The following is an 18,371-nucleotide window of genomic DNA, read 5'->3' on the forward strand; positions in this document are numbered from 1 at the left end:
TTTGATCACCGAGTGGGGTGGATCGCGGCGCTGGTCATCGCCGGCTGCCGAGCCGCGGGGCCGGAGGCAGCAGTCCCGGCGCCCCAGCGTTCCCCCGACCCGATCCGGCACCTGACGTCCGCCATCACCCCGTCCCGCCAGGGATGGATCGCCTCCTCGACCCCGTCCAGGTCCACCGGCAGCCCGGGGTGACCGGGTACTCGTCCCGGAACAGCGACCACCGCGCGGCCGGGGTCACCCGGGGCGCGACGACCGGTCCCGGACTGCTTGGATAGTGGGAATGTCCAGGACACTGCGCATCAGCACCCGGAACGCGACCTTCCAGCAGTGGCAGGCGCTGCTCACCAACCGCACCAAGCGGCACCGGGCCGGCGAGTTCCTGGTGCAGGGCGTCCGGCCGATCACGCTCGCCGTGGAGCACGGCTGGCCGATCCACGCCGTCCTGTTCGACGACACCCGGCGGCCCTCCCAGTGGAGCCGCGACGTCCTCGACCGGACCTCCGGGGTGGCCCGGTTCGCGCTGGCCGAGGACCTGATGCGCGAGCTGGGCGGCAAGGACGACGAGTCCCCGGAGCTGCTCGCCGTGGTCGGGATGCCGGCCGACGAGCTGTCCCGGATCCCCACCGGGCCGGACATGCTCACCCTGGTCTTCGACCGGCCGACCACCCCGGCCAACGTCGGCGCGCTGGTCCGGTCCGCCGACGCGTTCGGCGCCTCCGGCCTGGTGATCACCGGGCACGCCGCTGACCCGTACGACCCGAAGGCCGTCCGGGCCAGCACCGGTTCGCTGTTCGCCCTGCCCGTGGTGCAGGTGTCCAGCCACCGGGAGGTGGTCGACGAGGTGGTCGCGCTGCGCCGCGGCGGGCTCCCGGTGGAGATCCTCGGCAGCGACGAGGGCGGCGACGTGGACCTCGCCGACCACGATCTCACCGGTCCGAAAGTGATCGCGATCGGCAACGAGACCCGGGGTTTGAGCGGCGCGTGGCGGGCCGCCTGCGACCACATCCTGCGCATCCCGATGGCGGGCGCGGCCAGCTCGCTGAACGCGGCCGCGGCCGGCTCGGTCGTCCTCTACGAGGCCGCCCGCCAGCGCCGCCCCCGCGCCGCCTGACCCGTCCGCCCGCCCGCACTTCGCCGGGCTGGTCGTGGTGGTGGTCTCCGGGGGTGGGATACCACCGTGGCGGCCAGCCGGTTTTGTGGCTGGTCGTGGTGGTGGTCTCTGGGGGTGGGATACCACCGTGGCGGCCAGCCGGTTTTGTGGCTGGTCGTGGTGGTGGTCTCCGGGCGTGCGACACCACCGTGGCGGCCAGCCGGGTCAGACCGTGGCGGCGGCGCGCAGGGTCTCCAGGACGTGCTCCAGGTGGAAGTTCGCCTTGATCTGGGCGGTCACCTCGGCGCCGAGCAGGCCCGCGCCCACGTCGTAGGTGACGCCGCCGGACGGGCCGAGGGGCAGCACGATCCCGTCCGGCATGGGCTCGTAGCTGGTCAGTGGACCGCCTTCGATCAGGGCGCGGATGTTGGCGGCGACCACGGCGCCGTGCTGGCCGGCGGCCCGGGCCATCTTGAGCTCCGGGGTGTCGGCCAGGTCGCCGATGGCGAAGACCCGGTCGTGGCCGGGGACGCGCAGGTGTTCGGTGACCGCCAGGCGGCCGTTCGACCGGCGGGCCGCGGCCAGCTCGGCGCCGAGGTAGTCGCTGCGGACCCCGGTGCCGTAGGCCGGGAACCACAGGTCGGCCGCGATGATCTCGCCGGTGCCGGTGGCCACCGTGAACGGGCGTACCGTGCCGGGATCCGGGTCGGGCGTCGCGGTCAGGGTGGTGCCGAGCAGCACCCGGATGCCGAGCGCGTCCAGCTGCCGGGCCAGCTCGACCCGGAACCCGTCGGGGAACCGGCCGGCGACCAGTGCCGGGCCGCGCTCCACGACGGTCACCCGCTTCTCCGGCCAGGCCGCCGCGATCTCGCCGGCGAACTCCAGGCCGATCGGGCCGGCGCCGAGCAGCAGCACGTGCGAGGCCCGGTCCAGCACGTCACGCACGTCGTGCAGCCGGGCCCGGGCCGCGTCCCGGCCGGTCACGTCGATCCGGGACGGGAACGGGCTGCTCGAGCCGGTGGCCAGGACCAGGTAGTCGGCGTCCAGCCGGGTGCCGGCGGCCAGTTCCACGTGACCGGGCGTCACCAGGGTCGCCCGGTCCCGGACCACCCGGCCGCGGGAGAGCAGGTCGTCGTACGGAAGAAAGATCTTGTCGGCCCAGGCCGAGTCGACGGCGGCGCGCAGCGCGGCGACATTGTGGAAGAACGTCTCGCGCGGCTCGATCAGGGTCACGTCGGCGACGTCGTCCAGGGCACCCGCCGCCGCGATGCCGCCGTAACCGCCACCCACCACCACAACTCTCGGTTTCATGCCTCGACTCTCGATCGATCCGCGGACCGTAGGGAGACCGCGCTCAGGGTGGTAGTGGCGGGGACACCCTGAGCGGACGCCGCCGGGTTACCGTCGATCGGTGAGCGACAACGAGCTGGGCACGTTCCTGCGCAACCGCCGTTCCGAGGTGACGCCGGCCGAGGTCGGGCTGCCGCCCGGGCAGCGGCGGCGCACGCCCGGACTGCGCCGGTCCGAGGTCGCGATGCTGGCCGGGGTGAGCGTGGAGTACCTGATCCGCCTGGAACAGGGCCGGGACCGGCACCCCTCGGCACAGGTCCTCGCGGCGCTGGCCGGGCCGCTGCGGCTGACCAGCGCCGAGCGGGCCCATCTCTACCGGCTCACCAAGGTGGCGAGCGGGTTCCGCTGCGGCGCTGCCGAGCGGCCGCCGGTGCGGGACGTCCGGCCCGGCCTGCGCGCCGTGCTCGACCAGCTGGAACCGGCCGCCGCGGCGCTGGTCAACCAGGTCGGTGACGTGCTGGCGCACACCGCCGGGTTCCGCCGGCTGGCCGGGCCGATCGGGCTGTTCGACGGCGACCGGCCCAATCTGGTGCGGTACGTGTTCACCGACCCGCGCGCCCGGGACGCGTACCCGGACTGGGCGCACGTCGCGGACGAGCAGGTGGCGGCGCTGAAGAGCGGCCCGCCGCGGCCGGAATTCACCGATGAGCTGACCCTGCTTGCCGGTGCGGAGTTCACCGAGCGGGCCGCGCGGGTGCCCGGGGTGCCCCGGCCGCACGGGGTGCTGCGGCTGACGCATCCGGAGGCCGGGCCGGTGCGGCTGGCCTACGAGACGATGGAACTGCCCGGCGACGACGGGCTCAAGCTGCTGGTCCAGCTGCCGGCCGACGAGGCGAGCGCGGAGGCGCTGCGCGGGATCTCGCCGCTGCGGCTGGTCGCGAGCTGAGCGATCGCCCGCAGGGTGGAGGTGCCCGTCGCGAAGTAGCCGTCGTGGCCGGTCACGTCGTCGGCCGGCAGCGGCAGCGCGCCGAAGGCCGGGTCGATCGGCAGCCGCCCGTGGCCGAGGCCGAACACCCGGATCCCGGGCAGCTTGCGGGTCCAGTCGTCGGGGGCGCTGCCGGCCCAGATCCGGGCGGTCCCGCCCAGCGCGGCGCGGTCGGCGACGCCCATCCCCGGGCTGCCGAGCACCGCGATGTCGGTGACCTGCGCCGGCAGGTACGCGGCGGCGCGACCGGCCACGATGGACCCGTAGCTGTGGCCGACCAGCACGATCCGCTGGTCCGGTCGCTGGGCGACGAGGCCGTCGACGAAGCGTCGCAGGGCCAGCGCGCCGGCCGCGGCCCGGTCCTCGCGGAGTGCGGCGCGGCGGATGCCCTCCGGCGGGTCGTATCCCAGCCAGGCGATGACGGCGGTGTCCCCGGGCAACTCGTGGTGGAGCTGCCGGGCCTGCCAGGCGGGGGCGCGGCGCTCGACGCCACCGAGGCCGGTGTCGAAGTTCGCCAGCGTGGTGTCGACGCCGGGGATCAGGATGACCACCCGGGAGGCGGTCGCCAGGTCGCCGAGCACCTCGACGATCCGGCCGTCGCCGCGCCGGTCCAGCGCGAGGATCCGCCGGTCCGGGGAGGAGTGGTTCGCGGCGTACCGCAGCGCTGTGGGAGCGCCGTCCAGGTTGCCCACCACGTCCGGATATCTCCGGGCGAGTTCCGTCGCCTCGGCCGGAGCGAGCCTGGCGAAGAACGCCGCGATGGCGGCCGGCGCGGCCGTCGGGTCCGGCAGCCCGTTGGCCTGCCACTCGGCCACCCCGGGAAGCCGCGTCGCGACCGCCTGGGTGGGCCCGAACAGCCAGAATGCCGGGGCGATCAGCAGCGCCACGGCGACGATCCAGATGCGACTCACGACTTCCCCCTGCGTCGATGTCCGTTGTGCGACGAAAGGTAGGAAGACGGTGGGGTGCCCGGCGTCAGCCCGTGGCGGGAATCAACCCCTAGTACTCGAGGGCTACGCCGGTCGTACCGTGGTATCGCAGGTAGCGAGGCAGGTCTATGCTTCGCTCGTGAAACAGGGCGATGAAACAAAAGTCACCGTGCGCGACCTCGCGGCCGTCACCGGTCTCTCCATCGCCACCGTCTCCCGGGTGCTGAACGATCGGGCCAACGTCGCCCCCGGCACCCGCGACCGGGTGCTGCGCGCGATGGGCGACCTGGGCGAGCGCGCCCCGCGCCGGCGCGGCACCCGGACCCAGGCGGCCGGCGTCTTCGTCCGCTGCCCGTACGTGCTGACCGACTACTTCGGGCTGATCGTCTCCGCGGTCGCCGAGGCACTGGAGCCGCACGGCCTGCACGTGATCCTGAACGCCGGCACGGTGGCCCAGCAGGCGAGGGTGCTGCCCACCCTGCCGGCGCGGCGGGACGTCGCCGGCGCGGTGCTGATCCTGCCCCCGGAGCCGGGCGCCGAGCTCGTCCGGCTGCGCGACCGCGGCTTCCCGTTCGTCCTGGTGGACCCGCGGATCTCGCCGCCGCGGGACGTGGCGGCGGTGTCCGCCGCGCACTTCGCCGGTGCCCGCGCGCTGACCGCGCACCTGATCGAGCTGGGGCACCGGCGGATCGGCATCGTCGGCGGCCCGCGGGACTGGCTGGCCAGTGACAACCGGTTCCACGGCTATCTCGCGCCGCTGGCCGACGCGGGCGTGCTGCCCGACCCGGGGCTGTTCCGGTTCGTCGCCGAGCCGACCACCGGGCTGGGTCACCGGGCCGCCGCCGAGTTGCTCGACCTGCCGGACCGGCCGACCGCGTTGCTGGCGTTCAACGACAAGATGGCGATCGGGGCGCTGCGCGCGGCCGCCGAGCGCGGGCTGCGGGTCCCGCACGACCTGTCGGTGGCCGGGTTCGACGACATCGACCTGGGCTCGGCCTGCGATCCGATGCTGACCACGGTCCGGCAGCCGCTCGGCGAGATGGGCCGGATGGCGGTGCACCTGCTGCTGCGGATGCTCGGCGGGCACCGGCTCGACGCGCTGCACCTGGAGCTGGCCACCGAGCTGGTGGTGCGGGACTCGACCGGCCCGGTGAAGACCGTCTGACGTGTTTCACGGTTCCGGAACCGAAACGCCGCATCCGGAACCTCCAGCGCATTGACTGGCGTATGTGGCGAAGGTTTCCTTCCTGTTACTCAGGAGGGAGAGCACCATGCGCAAGACGCTGCTCGTCACCGCGGTGCTGGCCGGAAGCGTGCTCTACGCCCCGGCCGCGTACGCCGCCGGGGAAACCGTCAACGTCTACCTCACCACCACCTCGGACAGTGCCGGTCGCACGGTCACCCGCGGCCTGCAGCAGCAGGCGGCGATCGCGTTCGGGCCGGCCGGTGGCAGCGCCGGAACGACCATCGACGTCAACGAGGGCAGCACCTATCAGACCTTCGAGGGCGGCGGCGCGTCGATCACCGACACCACCGCGTACCTGCTGCGCGGGGGACCGGTCAGCGCGGCCACCCGGGACGCGGTGATGACCAAGCTGTTCAGCCCGGCGAACGGGATCGGGCTGTCCTTCGTACGCAATCCGATCGGGGCTTCCGATCTCTCGCGTCCCGGCAACGTCTCGCTGGACGACACCTGCTGCGACCTGAACGACTTCGGCGCCAACGGGTACGACACCGACGTGCGGCTCCTCACCCAGCAGGCCAGACAGCTCAACCCGGCGCTGCGGGTGATGGGCGTGCCGTGGAGCGCGCCGGGCTGGATGAAGGACAACGGCCGGATGGACCAGATGGGCTGGCTGAAGTGGGAGTACTACCCCACGTACGCGCAGTATCTGGTCAAGTATCTGCAGAGTTACCAGGCCGCCGGGGTTCCGGTGAACTACCTGTCGGTGCAGAACGAGCCGAACTGCTGCCAGGCCTCGAACCCGGCCGCGATGAACTACCCCGGGATGAGCTGGAACCCGTCCGGCCTGGTGGAGTTCACCAAGAACCACGTGTATCCGGCGCTGCACGCGGCCGGGCTGAACACCAGGGTGCTGGTCCACGACTGGAACTACGGCGACTACGCCGGCTTCGGCTCGGGGATCCTGTCCGACGCGGGGGTCCGCAACGACTCGGCGTTCGGCGGGATCGCCTGGCACGGCTATTCCGGGAGCGCCTCGACCGGCAGTGAGGTGCACAACGCGTACCCGTCGGTCAAACAGTTCGAGACCGAGCACTCCGGCGGCACCTGGATCGGCAATCAGCAGAACGAGGACATGAACAACATCATCGACTACACCCGGAACTGGGGTAGTTCGGTGGTCAAGTGGAGCCTCGGCGTGGACCAGAACATGGGCCCGCACAACGGCGGCTGCGGCACCTGCACCGGCCTCGTCACCGTGCAGAACGGCGGCTCCCGGGCCGGCCAGGTCGACTACACCATCGAGTACTACACGATGGGACACCTGACCAAGTTCGTGCGGCCGGGCGCGGTCCGGATCGACACCAACGCCACCAGCGCGGTGCCGAACGTGGCCTGGCGCAACCCGGACGGCTCGAAGGCGCTGATCGCGCACAACGGCGGGACGTCCAGCCAGTCGGTGCGGGTCAACTGGGGCGGCCAGTCGTTCACCTACACCCTGCCGGCCCGGACCACGGCGACCTTCACCTGGTCCGGTGCCGTGGTCGCGAGTCCGGCCGGCACGATCACCGGGCTGGCCGGCAAGTGCGTCGACGTGGCCGGGGCGAACACCGCCAACGGCACCGCGGTGCAGCTCTACACCTGCAACGGCTCGGCCGCGCAGCAGTGGACCCGGTCCTCGGACGGGACGCTGCGGTCGCTCGGCAAGTGCCTGGACATCGCCGGGCCGAGCACCGCCGACGGGACGCTCGCGCACCTCTGGGACTGCCACACCGGGACGTCGCAGAAGTGGGCCTACGACAGCGCGTCCCAGCACCTGGTCAACCAGTACTCCGGCAAATGCCTGGACGTGAAGGACAACCTGTCGGCGGACGGGACCCGTCTACAGGTGTGGACGTGCACCACCGGCGCCAACCAGAAGTGGGTGTTCAACTGATGCTGCTCAAGACGTTGGCCGTGGCGGCGTTGGCCGCCACGACCGTCGCCGCGCCAGCCCATGGTGAGGCGCCGACGGTCACCGGCACCTATTCCGCCGGAACCGCGCGGTGGCAGGCACTGTCGCCGGCTCGTCTCGACGGTTCGGCCAAGCCGGCGGCGGCCACCGTGGTGATCGACCCCAGCCGCACCGAGCAGCACTACGCCGGCATCGGCTTCTCGATCGACGAGACCAGCGTCGCCAACCTGTGGAAACTCACCCCGGCCGAGCGGGAGCGCGCCGTCAAGCTGCTGGTCGATCCGGAGAGCGGGGCCGGGCTGGACCGGTTCCGGCTCACCATCGGCAGCCCGGACCTGATCGAGCACCTGCCGTTCTGGTCCTACGACGAGTTGCCGGCCGGCGAGACCTCGGACCGGGGACTGCGGCACTTCTCCATCCAGCGCGACGTCGACCTGCACATCGTCGACACCGTCAAGCTGATCCAGAAACACAACCCGCGGGCCACCTTCTTCGCCTCCGCGTGGAGCGCGCCGGCCTGGATGAAGACCAACAACAGGTTCCTCGGCGAGGTCGCCCTCAAGCCGGGCAGCACTACCGATTACTACCAGGCCGGCAAGCTGCGCGACGACTGCGTCGACGTGTTCGCGCGGTACTACGTCAAATACCTTCAGGCGTACGCCCGGCACGGTATCCGGATCGACGCGATCACCCTGCTCAACGAGCCCGGCATGGACGTGGTCTACCCGGCCATGGACATCAGTGTCGAGCAGCAGCAGAGACTCGCCGTGGCGATCAAGCGGGAGTTCCGCCGGGCCGGCCTGCGCACCGACCTCTACGTGCACGACTTCAACTTCTGGGACTGGCGCGACCCGAACAGCACCGCCACCAAGAACTACCACCGGATCCTGGACGACCGGAAGGCCGCGGCGGCCGCCGACGCGATCGCCTTCCACCCGTACTGGGGTGACCCCACGGTGATGCGGGACGCCTACCGGCAGACCGGCAAACCGGTGCACATGACCGAGACCAGCGACCTGTCGCCGGCCACCGTGCTGTCCTACTTCCGGCTCGACGCGAGCAGTTACGTGCTCTGGGCGCAGACCACCGACCAGGACGGCGGCACGCTGCACTGGACCGGCGCGCGGGACAACGACGTGGATTGGGACGAGGTCGCGCGGACCAGCAAGTGGCCCGATCGACTCGTCAAGGTCGACACCAACACCGGTACTTTTTCCGTACGGGACGAGCTCTACCAGCTCGGCCAGTTCGCCAAGTACCTCACTCCGCGGCACGTCCGGGTCGAGTCCAGCGCGGCCGACCACGGGGTGAGCAGCGCGGTGTTCCGGGACGGCGACGACTACGTGGCGGTGCTCGGCAACGCGAACGCCACGGCCACCAGCGTCCGGGTGATCATCGGGGACCGGTCGTTCGTCGGCACGGTGCCGGCCGGGGCGTACGCGAGCTATCGCTGGACCAGCCGCCACCCGGACTCGCGACACCACCGCGCCCCGCGCCTGGCCGGCGTCCCGGACGTCGTCGCGGAGCAGTACGCGACGGTGCGGATCCCGCTGCACGCGACCGGCTCCGGTCACGGCCGGCTGGCGTTCTACGCCACCGACCTGCCGGCCGGCGCGAGCGTCGACGCGGACACCGGCGTGGTCACCCTGAGCCCGGCCGTGGCCGGCGAGCAGGAGTTCACCGTCGCGGTGACCGACGGCCGGGCGCACGCCGAGACGACAGTGCACGTCAGCACCCGGCCGCACGGCGCCCCGGTCGGCGCGATCGTCGAGGCCGAGGCCTACACCGCGCAGCACGGCTGGACCGAGGGCGGTGCCAACTTCGTCGAGAGCAACGGTGCCGCCAGCGGTGGTAAGAACGTCGGCTGGACCGCGCCCGGCAACTGGTTGTCCTACCGGTTCGACGTCCCGGGCGGGAGCCACCGCCTGCAGTTGCGGGTGGCCAACGGTTCCGGGGCGGCGGCCACCGGCGCGATCTCGATCCGGGACGCGGCCGGGACCGTGCTGTCCCTCGTCTCGGTTCCGGACACCGGGGGATGGGGGTCCTACCAAACGGTCGAGGTGCCGGTCTCGCTGGCTGATGGTGATCAGGCGCTCACGGTTTACTGTGAAACCGGTGGGTTCAACCTGGACTACCTACGGCTGACCGAGTAGGGGCGGTCGGCCGCCGGCCTGCCGGAGGCGTGCCACAAGCTCGCCTTCGGCAGCGTCGGACATCGGGTCGGTCCAGAAACCCAGCGATAGCCGGCGGCCTCGGACATCGGGTCGGCCCAGGAATCCAGCGATAGCCGGCGTCGGACACCGGGGTCGGCCCAGAAATCCAGCGATAGCCGGGGCGTCGTGGCCGCGATCCTTGCCGCTGTCGTCAGGCCTGTGCGCCCTCGCCGGCGAAGCCGCCACCTTCGCCCGCCGCGCTGAGTAACCCGCACAGCCCTCGGGTGCGTGCCCACCCACCAATGTCCAGCTCCCGCTCCGCACCGTCCGGCTGGTCGTGGTGGTGGTGTCCGGGCCCGCGATGGGGCTGTGGGTGCCAGCCCGAGGTTGTCGGCTGGTTGTGGTGTTGGTGTCCGGGCCCGCGATGGGGCTGTGGGTGCCAGCCCGAGGTTGTCGGCTGGTCGTGGTGGTGGTGTCCGGGCCCGCGATAGGGCCGTGAGCGCCAGCCCGGGGTTCGGCCGGTGCGGGTCCGGGTGGACGACGGGCCGCGCCGTGCAAGCCAGAAACCGGGTCGGGGCGCTGTGATCACGCGAACCCGCGCAGCACCACGGACCGGCAGCCTGCGCCTTGATCTGCTGGCGGCGCTTGATCAACCGGACGTCGCAGAGAACGTCTTAGGGGCTTTGCGGACGCGCGTGCACATAACGAGGTGCCGCCCCCGAAAGAAAGGAGCGGCACCCGGACGAAGATCGGTCAGTGCGCGACCGGGCAGCCGCCGGTCAGCTTGCCGAGGAACGCGTTCGGGTCGTAGTAGTGCTCGACCTCGAGGAGCTTCAGGTCGTCGTTGACCTTGGCGACGCTCATGCCGAACATCTCGATCGTCTTGCCGTTCGGCTGGAAGCCGTGGTACTCGCCGTCGAAGGAGCCCCAGTGCCGCCACTTGAAGGTGACCACCGGCGGCGGGCTGAGGACCTCGAGCACCTCCCAGTAGAAGCCGTTCGGGAAGGCGCCGTGGAAGACGTCGTGCTGGCCGTCGAACGACTCCGGCTTGTAGAAGACGCTGTCACCGACCAGCACGTTGTAGCTGCCCTGGTCGGCGATGTCCTGCGCGGACGCCCAGCCGCCGCCGTTGACGTTGGTGCGGAAGTGCTCGGACACCATCGAGACCCAGGTCTTCGGGTCCTTCTTGTGCGACACCTCCATCTCGAAGACCTGGACGATCGACTCGACGATCGCTTCGAGCGAGCCGGGCGCGTGCTGCGTGGTGCGCTGGCCGGGCATGACGACTGCCGACAGGTGGTAGTCGGGCGTGCCGTGCCGGAACTCGGACGGGTCGGCGGCCTCAATTACGGCATCGCGGCCCTGCAGCCACAACGGCGTCTCAGTCAAGGGAGTGGTCCTTCCAACGAGGGGGAGGGGGCCCTGTATGTCGCACTCTGGTTACCCCCCGTAGTCCAAAGGCGATGATCACCCTATCCACGTTGGACCTGCGAAAAAAGATCTCATCGGTTAATAGCCATTTACCGATCGACACCTGTATTAACGGCTCGCGACGTCGAGGGCCTGCTCGAGATCGGTGATCAGATCGTCCGGGTGCTCGATGCCGACGGCGATCCGGACGGTTCCCGGGGTGATCCGCGCCGCGCGCAGCTCCTCCGGGGTGAGCTGGCGGTGCGAGGTGCTGGCCGGGTGCAGCATCAGCGTCTGCGTGCCGCCGAGCGACGGGGCGGCCCGGATCAGCCGGACCCGGCTCAGCAGGCGTACGCCGGCGTCGTAGCCACCGGCCAGGTCGAAGCAGAACGCGCCCGGGTAGCCGGTGACGTGCTTGGCCGGCGCCGGGCCGGTCCAGCTCACCGAACTGACCGCGGGGTGATCGGCGAGCCAGGTGGCGACCCGGGTCACGTTGGCCGCGTGCCGTTCCATCCGCAAGGCCAGGGTCTGCAGGCCGCGGATGGTCAGCCACGCCGCGAACGGGTCGGCGGTCGCCCCGAACTCGGCCGCGTACTCCCAGGTGCGCTGGTGCAGCTCCGGATCGGCGAAGACGAGCAGGCCACCGGTGACGTCGGAGTGGCCGTTCAGGAACTTGGTGGCCGAGTGCACCACGACGTCGGCGCCGTGCTCGATCGGCCGGCAGAAGACCGGGGTGGCGAACGTGTTGTCGACAACGGTCAGCACTCCGGCGGCGCGTGCCACCGGGGCGAGGGCCGGCAGGTCGCTGACGTGGCCGGTGGGGTTGGCGATGGTCTCCAGGTAGAGGACCTTGGTGCGCGGGGTGAGGGCGGCCCGCACCTCCTCCGGATCCCGGCCGTCGACCCGGGTGACGGTCACCCCGCGCCGGGCCACCAGGTCGTGCAGCAGCGCGTGGGTGCCGCCGTAGACGCCGTGCTGGGCGATCACGTGGTCGCCGGTGCCGAGCAGGCTGTGCAGCAGCATGGTGATCGCGCCCATGCCGGAGGAGGCGGCGATCGCGGCGGCCCCGCCCTCCAGGTCGGCGACGGCGGTCTCCAGGGCACGGACGGTCGGGTTGGCGAAGCGGGAGTAGACGTAGGCGCCGTCCGGCCGGTGCATGCCGTCGGCCATCAGCTCCGGATCGGCGAAGGCGAACGACGAGGTCTGATAGATCGGCACCGCGAGAGGCGTGCTGTGCTCCGGGATCGGTGCGATGACGTGGACCATGCGGGTGTCGGGATGCATGCCTCTGATGCTGCGCACGGTGACCGGCCGGGTACAGGGCCAATACCGGTATATTGGTTCGCTGATGAGTCCAATCTCGCCCGCCGTCCTCGCCGCGCGACTCGGTCGCTGGTCGGCCGGGCGCGGCCCGCTCTACCTGCTGCTCGCCGGGCGGCTCCGGGCGCTGATCGACGACGGCGAGCTGCCGCCGGGCACCGGGCTGCCGACCGACCGGGCGCTGGCCGCCGGCCTCTCCGCCGGTCGGACCACCGTGGTGGCCGCCTACGACCTGCTGCGTCAGGAGGGCCGGCTGGTGCGGCGGCAGGGGAGCGGCACCTGGGTGGCCGGGTCCGCGCCCGGGCCGCTGAGCGCCACCGAGCCGACGGTGAACCCGGTCTTCCTGCATCTGCTGGACCCGCCGGACCACGTGGCGCAGTTCGCCTGCGCCGGGCCGACCGGGGCGCCACCGGCCGTGCTGGCCGCCTACCGGTCGGCGCTGGCCGGGCTGGGTGGGCCGGATCTCGGCTATCACCCGGCGGGGCATCCGCGGTTGCGGGCCGCGCTGGCCGCGCGGTACACGCTGCTCGGGGTGCCGACGACCGCCGAGCAGATCCTGATCACCACGGGCGGCCAGCAAGGGCTGGCGCTGCTGGCCCGGGCGCTGATCGCGCCCGGGACCGAGGTGGTGCTGCAGGCGCCGACCTATCCCGGGGCTTTGGAGATCTTCCGCGAGTCGGCGGCGGCATTGCTGCCGGTTGCGACAGACGATTTCCGGTACGCCGAAGCGCTGTCCCGTAAACCGGCGATGGCATATCTGATCGCCCGGTGCCACAACCCGACCGGGCAGAGCCTGTCCGCGGGCTCGCTGGAGCGGATCGTGGGCGCCGCGGCGGCCGCCCGGGTGCCGCTGGTGGTGGACGACGTGCTCGCGGAGCTGACGTTCGCGCCCCGCGCCGCCGAGTCCGCCGTCTCCGTGCCGTTTTCTGGCCCGCCGGCTCTCCCTGGGGGTTCCGCTGTCGGCGCGGCTCCTTCCCGCCGCGCGTCCGCGCCGGTGGCGGCGCTCGCGCCGGAGGCGGATGAGCTGATCACCGTGGGCTCACTCAGCAAGCTGGTCTGGGGTGGGCTGCGGATCGGCTGGGTGCGGGCGCAACCGACGCTGATCGGGCGGCTGGCCCGGCTCAAGGCGGTGCTCGACCTGGGCAGCGGGGTGCTGGACCAGCTCGCCGCGGTGGAGCTGGTCGCGGGTCTGGACGCGCTGGTGGCCGAGCGGGCCGGGCTGCTCCGGGCACGGCACAACCACCTCTGTGCCGAGCTGCGGCGGGAGCTGCCGGACTGGGAGTTCGAGCCGGCCGGGGGCGGGCAGACCCTCTGGGTGCGGCTGCCCGGCGCGGACGCGGCGTCCTATGCGCAGGCGGCGCTGCGGCAGGGGGTCGCGGTGCTGCCCGGCGGGTCGCTCGACCCGTCCGGTGGGAGTCTGGACCGGTTGCGGATCCCGTTCGTGGCGGAGCCGGCGGCGCTGAGCGCGGGCGTCCGGGCGATGGCCGAGGCGTGGCGCGGGTTCGCCGGGCGGACGACGGGCGGCCCGCCGCCGCTGCCGGCGATCGCGGTCTGACTCAGCCTTCGGTGCCGGCCGGGAGTTTGGCCACCTCGGGTTGCTTGGCGGGCGGGGTGACCAGGGCCGCGGACAGGACCGCGGTCTCCTCGTCGCCGGCCTGCTCCGGCTTGTCGGTGGCCCCGGCGGCGGGCTGCGCCGGCAGGACGGTCGTCTTGTCGTTGTCGGCCGGGGCGGCGATCGCGATGGTCTTGTCGTCGGCCGGGGTGGTCGCCGCGAGAGGCATCGCGATGGTCTTGTCGTCGTCGGCCGGGAGGGCCGCGGACGGCTTGGCGGGGATTTTTCCGGCTTCCGGCGCAATAGTTGGATTGGCGGTAATATCGGATTTATTAGTTTTTGGGGCCTCTGCGGCGATATTCGACGGCGCGGCGGCCTTCGCCGAGGTGGCAGCGGCAACGGGCTTGGCCGGGGCGGCAGTGGCGACCGGCGCCGGCGGCTTCACCTGAGCGGCGGCGGTGACCGGCACGGCCGGCTTCGCCGGGGTGGGGATGGCGACCGGCGCCGGCGGCTTCACCTGGGCGGCAGCGGTGACCGGCACCGACGGCTTCGCCGGGGCCGGAGTGGCCGCGGACGGGATCGCCACGGTGGGGTCCGCTACCGGCGTACGCAAAATCTGGGTTCTGTCGTCTCCGGACGGGTGGCGCGACGGTGCCGGCTGAGCGGTCCGCAGGACGGTCGTCTCGATGGCGGCCACGGTGTCCCCGGCGACCTTCGCCGATCCGCGGAAGCGGCCGATCTCGCCGATGATCGGCAGCACCGGCGGCTCGTAGCGGGCCCACCGGCGAGCGCTCAGCGCGGTGCACAGCAGCGGCACGGCGAGCAGCGCGGCCAAGCCGTAGCCCGGCCGGCTCAGGTCGAAATCGGCCTTGACCACGTCCGGCGGCCAGGCGCCGGCGTAGGACTCCGGCGCGTTCCACGCCCAGTACGTCACGCCCAGGTACGCCGCACCGGCGAGGGTCGGCCCGGCCGGCGAGATCGGCGAGAACGCCATGATCGCGAAGAGGATCCCGGCCATGACCAGCAGCAGCAGGCCGCTCACCGATTCGGCCGTGAACATGTCCCGCCCGCGGCTGACCAGGTCGTGGGTGAAGCCGACGCCGGCCAGAACCCAGGTGGCCGGGGCGAGCACGAGTGCGTACAGGATCGACCGGAGGTGACGCATGATCCGGCACGCTACCTCGGCCCGGCAACGACCGCTAAGTGCGCCGTATGGTGCCGGGATGGACGAACAGCACCAAGGTCGACCGATCGCCGACAGCCGGGTCACGCTCAGTAAGATCATGACCGCGGTGGACGTCAATCTCTACGGCACCGTGCACGGTGGGGTATTGATGAAGTTCGTCGACGACGTGGCCGGCGCCGCCGCGGCGCGGCACAGCGGGGGCACCGCCGTCACCGCCGCGATCGACGAGATCGTCTTCATCGAGCCGGTCCGGGTGGGCGACCTGGTGCACGCGTACGCGCAGGTCAACTGGACCGGCAACAGCTCCATGGAGGTCGGCGTGAAGCTGGCCGCCGAGCGCTGGGACGAGGTCGGCGGCACCCCGATCCCGGTGGCCACCGCCTACCTGGTGTTCGTGGCCGTCGATGTGGCCGGCAAACCGCGTTCGGTCCCGCCGGTGGTGCTCACCGACCCGGACGACAAGCGCCGGTTCAAGGAGGCGCTGATCCGCCGTGACCATCGTCTCGCTCGCCGCGCCGCCATTCAGCGGGCCCGCGCCGAGCAGTGAACGGTCCGCGCGGGGCTGAGTAAAAGTTAGGGTGAGCGGATGACGGTGACGATGGGCACAGTCCTCTGGGAGCCGCCGGCCGACGCCCGGCAGACCTCGCGGATCGGCGACTACCTGACGTGGCTGGAACGGGAACGCGGCCTGGCCTTCGCCGACTATCCGGCGCTGTGGGAGTGGTCGGTCACCGACCTCGGCGGTTTCTGGAGCTCCATCTGGGACTACTTCGGCGTGCTCGCCCACGACCCGCCGACCGCCGTGCTGGGCAGCCCCTCGATGCCGGGCGCGCGGTGGTTCCCCGGCGCCACGCTGAACTATGCGGAGAACGTGCTGCGGATGCCCGGCATCGGCGACGACGAGCCGGTCGTCCTGGCGTACTCGCAAACGCGCGAACCGGTCACCCTCACCGCGCGGCAGCTCCGTGAGCAGGTGCGGCGCGTGCGTGCCGGGCTGAAGGCCCGCGGGGTCGGCAAGGGCGACCGGGTCGCCGCCTACGCGCCGAACATCCCGGAGACCTACGTGCTGATGCTGGCCACCGCCAGCCTCGGCGCGATCTTCTCGTCCTGCGCGCCGGAGTTCGGGTCGCGCAGCGTGATCGACAGATGGAGCCAGATCGAGCCGAAGGTGCTGGTCGCTGTCGACGGCTACACCTACGGCGACAAAACTGTCGATCGCCAGGCCGAGGTCGCGGCGATTCGGCAAGCGCTGCCGTCGGTGGAGCACGTGATCACCATCGGATACCTCGGTACCGGAGGCGACTTCTCGGAGCTGTCCGGGCCGGACCAGCTCGCCTTCGAGCCGGTGCCCTTCGACCACCCGCTCTACGTGCTCTACAGCTCCGGCACCACGGGCCTGCCCAAACCGATCGTGCACGGCCACGGCGGCATCCTGCTGGAGCACCTCAAGATCCTCGCGCTGCACCACGACCTGGGCCCGTCCGACCGGTTCTTCTGGTTCACCACCACCGGCTGGATGATGTGGAACTACCTGGCCAGCGGGCCGGCCGTCGGCGCGGCGACAGTGCTCTTCGACGGCAACCCGGGCTGGCCCTCGCTGGACACCCTCTGGGATCTGATCGACACCGCCGGGATCACCTATTTCGGTACGTCGGCGCCGTTCCTGATGGCCTGCCGCAAGGCGGGTCTCACGCCGGGCAAGCGCTTGAAGGGGCTGGGCTCGACCGGCGCGCCGCTGCCCGTCGAGGGATTCGCCTGGGTCTACCAGGCGGTCGGCACCGACCTGCAACTGCTCTCGCTCTCCGGCGGCACCGACGTGTGCACCGGCTTCGTCGGCGGCGCGCCGCTGCTCCCGGTCCGCGCCGGGCTGATCTCCGGCCGCAGCCTGGGCGCCCGGGTGGAGGCCTTCGACCCGAGCGGCAAGCCGGTCATCGGCGAGCTGGGCGAGCTGGTGATCAGCGCGCCGATGCCGAGCATGCCCGTCGGTTTCTGGAACGATCCGGACGGCTCGCGCTACCGCGAGGCGTACTTCGACGTCTTCCCGGGCGTCTGGCGGCACGGCGACTGGATCACCATCGGCGAGGACGGCTCCTGCGTGATCACCGGCCGCTCGGACGCCACCCTGAACCGGGGCGGGGTCCGGCTCGGCACGTCCGAGTTCTACTCAGTGGTGGAGAGCCTGCCGGAGATCGTCGACTCGCTGGTGGTGCACCTGGAGTCCGCCGGCGACCCGAACGGTGAGCTGCTGCTCTTCGTGGTGCCGGCCGAGGGCGTCGAGGTCGACGACGCGCTGCGCGCGCGGATCGCCCGGGAGCTGCGCGGGTCGCTGTCGCCCCGGCACGTTCCGGACAAGATCTATGCGGTACGCGCGGTGCCCCGCACGCTGTCGGCGAAAAAGCTCGAGGTGCCGGTGAAACGCATCCTCACCGGCACCCCCGTGGACGCGGCAGCCGCCCGGGGCGCGCTGGCCAACCCGGAGTCGCTGGCCGCTTTCGCCGAGCTGGCCCGCACCCGGTCCGGTGCTTAGGCGCCCAGCACCAGGCTGACCTTCTCGGCGGTGGCCCGGGCGTCCAGCTTGGTCTCGTCCAGGTTGGCGCAGAGCACCGCGGAGGCCCCGGCCACCAGCGGCGCGAGCAGCCAGTCCACCGGGTCCGGGTGGATCGCGACGTCGATCAGCACCCGGTCGCCGGCGCCGAAGCCGAGCTGGCCGGCCCGGTCCTCGGCGGCCTCCAGCACGTCCTGATGGCTCAGCTCGATCGGGCCGGCGAACGCCCGGTCGGCCGGCCCGACCTGCTCGCCGCGGAAGTGGTCACCGTGGTTGCGCACCTCGGTGACGAAGTCGGCGTACCCGGCGGGCAGCTCGCGCAGCGGCATGGCGAGCGGGAGCAGGCCTGTCGCGTACCGGTCGGTGGTGGCCCAGGCGGCCGCGCGGCCGGCCCGGTCCGGGGTGGTGAACAGCGCCTCCACCGGCTGCGGGTCGCCACCCAGGTCGGCCAGGTCGGCGGCGAGCCCGGCGGCCGACACGCCGAGCAGGATGGCGGCGGTCTGCCAGTGCGGTGGCAGGAGCAGCGCGACGCTGTCGCCGTGCCCCAGGCCGACGCCGTCGACCAGCAGGTTCGCCGTCTTGGACACCCAGTTGTCGAGTGTCGCGCCGGACAGCTCGGCGCGGTCGCCGGTGGCGTCGTCATACCAGGTGAGCAGCGGTGCGGCCGGATCGTGCCGGACCGCCTTCGCGAGCGCCTGCGGGATCGTGGTCATCATCGCCTCTCACCTTAGGCTGGTCACCCACAGTGACCGTGTCGGTGCGTCTTTCCGGCAT

13 protein-coding genes and 1 pseudogene are annotated in these 18,371 nt (G+C 71.9%); 8 read left to right on the top strand and 6 right to left on the bottom strand.

Annotated elements, in window-relative coordinates; genetic code table 11:
- Positions 1-280: 280 nt before the first annotated feature.
- The gene (locus Actob_RS04280) at positions 281-1,111 is read left to right on the top strand and encodes a TrmH family RNA methyltransferase (RefSeq protein ID WP_284918741.1); all 831 of its coding nucleotides are present in this window, start codon (positions 281-283) and stop codon (positions 1,109-1,111) included.
- Between the two features lie 204 nt (positions 1,112-1,315).
- On the opposite strand, the gene Actob_RS04285 is transcribed toward Actob_RS04280, so the two are convergent.
- Positions 1,316-2,401, bottom strand: coding sequence for an NAD(P)/FAD-dependent oxidoreductase (locus Actob_RS04285; RefSeq protein WP_284918742.1), 1,086 nt, complete (start codon positions 2,399-2,401; stop codon positions 1,316-1,318).
- Between the two features lie 148 nt (positions 2,402-2,549).
- On the opposite strand from Actob_RS04285, the pseudogene Actob_RS04290 reads away from it, so the two are divergent.
- Positions 2,550-3,233: pseudogene (locus Actob_RS04290) on the top strand (helix-turn-helix domain-containing protein); the annotation flags it as partial.
- On the opposite strand, the gene Actob_RS04295 reads toward Actob_RS04290, so the two are convergent.
- Positions 3,206-4,276, bottom strand: coding sequence for an alpha/beta hydrolase (locus Actob_RS04295; RefSeq protein WP_284918743.1), 1,071 nt, complete (start codon positions 4,274-4,276; stop codon positions 3,206-3,208). The pseudogene Actob_RS04290 and the gene Actob_RS04295 overlap by 28 nt on opposite strands.
- Positions 4,277-4,433: 157 nt before the next feature.
- Here Actob_RS04295 and Actob_RS04300 point away from each other — a divergent pair, with 157 nt between their 5' ends.
- From Actob_RS04300 to Actob_RS04310, 3 genes are all read left to right on the top strand, one after another.
- A complete protein-coding gene (locus tag Actob_RS04300; RefSeq protein WP_284918744.1) occupies positions 4,434-5,459 on the top strand; it encodes a LacI family DNA-binding transcriptional regulator in 1,026 nt (341 codons plus the stop codon).
- A 106-nt stretch (positions 5,460-5,565) separates the two neighbouring features.
- On the top strand, positions 5,566-7,413 hold the full coding sequence (locus Actob_RS04305) for a ricin-type beta-trefoil lectin domain protein (RefSeq protein WP_284918746.1): 1,848 nt from the start codon (positions 5,566-5,568) through the stop codon (positions 7,411-7,413).
- Positions 7,413-9,584, top strand: coding sequence for a carbohydrate-binding protein (locus tag Actob_RS04310; RefSeq protein WP_284918747.1), 2,172 nt, complete (start codon positions 7,413-7,415; stop codon positions 9,582-9,584). Before Actob_RS04305 ends, Actob_RS04310 begins: the two co-directional genes overlap by 1 nt.
- Before the next feature lie 753 nt (positions 9,585-10,337).
- On the opposite strand, the gene Actob_RS04315 is transcribed toward Actob_RS04310, so the two are convergent.
- Both Actob_RS04315 and Actob_RS04320 read right to left on the bottom strand, forming a co-directional pair.
- On the bottom strand, positions 10,338-10,973 hold the full coding sequence (locus tag Actob_RS04315; RefSeq protein WP_284918749.1) for a nuclear transport factor 2 family protein: 636 nt from the start codon (positions 10,971-10,973) through the stop codon (positions 10,338-10,340).
- Positions 10,974-11,123: 150 nt separating this feature from the next.
- A complete protein-coding gene (locus Actob_RS04320; RefSeq protein WP_284918750.1) occupies positions 11,124-12,278 on the bottom strand; it encodes a trans-sulfuration enzyme family protein in 1,155 nt (384 codons plus the stop codon).
- Positions 12,279-12,342: 64 nt separating this feature from the next.
- On the opposite strand from Actob_RS04320, the gene Actob_RS04325 reads away from it, so the two are divergent.
- Positions 12,343-13,869, top strand: a complete 1,527-nt coding sequence (locus Actob_RS04325; protein ID WP_284918752.1) for an aminotransferase-like domain-containing protein — start codon at positions 12,343-12,345, stop codon at positions 13,867-13,869.
- A 1-nt stretch (position 13,870) separates the two neighbouring features.
- Here Actob_RS04325 and Actob_RS04330 read toward each other — a convergent pair whose 3' ends face one another.
- The gene (locus Actob_RS04330; protein ID WP_284918753.1) at positions 13,871-15,031 is read right to left on the bottom strand and encodes a hypothetical protein; all 1,161 of its coding nucleotides are present in this window, start codon (positions 15,029-15,031) and stop codon (positions 13,871-13,873) included.
- A gap of 58 nt (positions 15,032-15,089) precedes the next feature.
- On the opposite strand from Actob_RS04330, the gene Actob_RS04335 reads away from it, so the two are divergent.
- Complete coding sequence (locus Actob_RS04335; protein ID WP_284918754.1) at positions 15,090-15,599, top strand: acyl-CoA thioesterase; 510 nt, start codon at positions 15,090-15,092, stop codon at positions 15,597-15,599.
- Between the two features lie 51 nt (positions 15,600-15,650).
- Positions 15,651-17,579 carry an acetoacetate--CoA ligase gene (locus Actob_RS04340; RefSeq protein ID WP_284922229.1) on the top strand — a complete coding sequence of 643 codons (1,929 nt, stop codon included), beginning with the start codon at positions 15,651-15,653 and terminating at the stop codon, positions 17,577-17,579.
- On the opposite strand, the gene Actob_RS04345 is transcribed toward Actob_RS04340, so the two are convergent.
- Positions 17,576-18,313 (bottom strand): TIGR03089 family protein, encoded by a 738-nt coding sequence (locus Actob_RS04345; RefSeq protein ID WP_284918755.1) that lies wholly within the window; start codon positions 18,311-18,313, stop codon positions 17,576-17,578. The genes Actob_RS04340 and Actob_RS04345 overlap by 4 nt on opposite strands.
- Positions 18,314-18,371 lie beyond the last annotated feature (58 nt).

It is taken from the genome of Actinoplanes oblitus, assembly GCF_030252345.1.
GTDB lineage: Bacteria > Actinomycetota > Actinomycetes > Mycobacteriales > Micromonosporaceae > Actinoplanes > Actinoplanes oblitus.

Excerpts from the sequence above, each read along its gene's own strand:
- Actob_RS04280 (WP_284918741.1), top strand. The coding sequence starts at position 281 with ATGTCCAGGACACTGCGCATCAGCACCCGGAACGCGACCTTCCAGCAG.
- Actob_RS04285 (WP_284918742.1), bottom strand. The coding sequence starts at position 2,401 with ATGAAACCGAGAGTTGTGGTGGTGGGTGGCGGTTACGGCGGCATCGCG.
- Actob_RS04305 (WP_284918746.1), top strand. The coding sequence starts at position 5,566 with ATGCGCAAGACGCTGCTCGTCACCGCGGTGCTGGCCGGAAGCGTGCTC.
- Actob_RS04310 (WP_284918747.1), top strand. The coding sequence starts at position 7,413 with ATGCTGCTCAAGACGTTGGCCGTGGCGGCGTTGGCCGCCACGACCGTC.
- Actob_RS04320 (WP_284918750.1), bottom strand. The coding sequence starts at position 12,278 with ATGCATCCCGACACCCGCATGGTCCACGTCATCGCACCGATCCCGGAG.
- Actob_RS04325 (WP_284918752.1), top strand. The coding sequence starts at position 12,343 with ATGAGTCCAATCTCGCCCGCCGTCCTCGCCGCGCGACTCGGTCGCTGG.
- Actob_RS04330 (WP_284918753.1), bottom strand. The coding sequence starts at position 15,031 with ATGCGTCACCTCCGGTCGATCCTGTACGCACTCGTGCTCGCCCCGGCC.
- Actob_RS04335 (WP_284918754.1), top strand. The coding sequence starts at position 15,090 with ATGGACGAACAGCACCAAGGTCGACCGATCGCCGACAGCCGGGTCACG.
- Actob_RS04340 (WP_284922229.1), top strand. The coding sequence starts at position 15,651 with ATGGGCACAGTCCTCTGGGAGCCGCCGGCCGACGCCCGGCAGACCTCG.
- Actob_RS04345 (WP_284918755.1), bottom strand. The coding sequence starts at position 18,313 with ATGATGACCACGATCCCGCAGGCGCTCGCGAAGGCGGTCCGGCACGAT.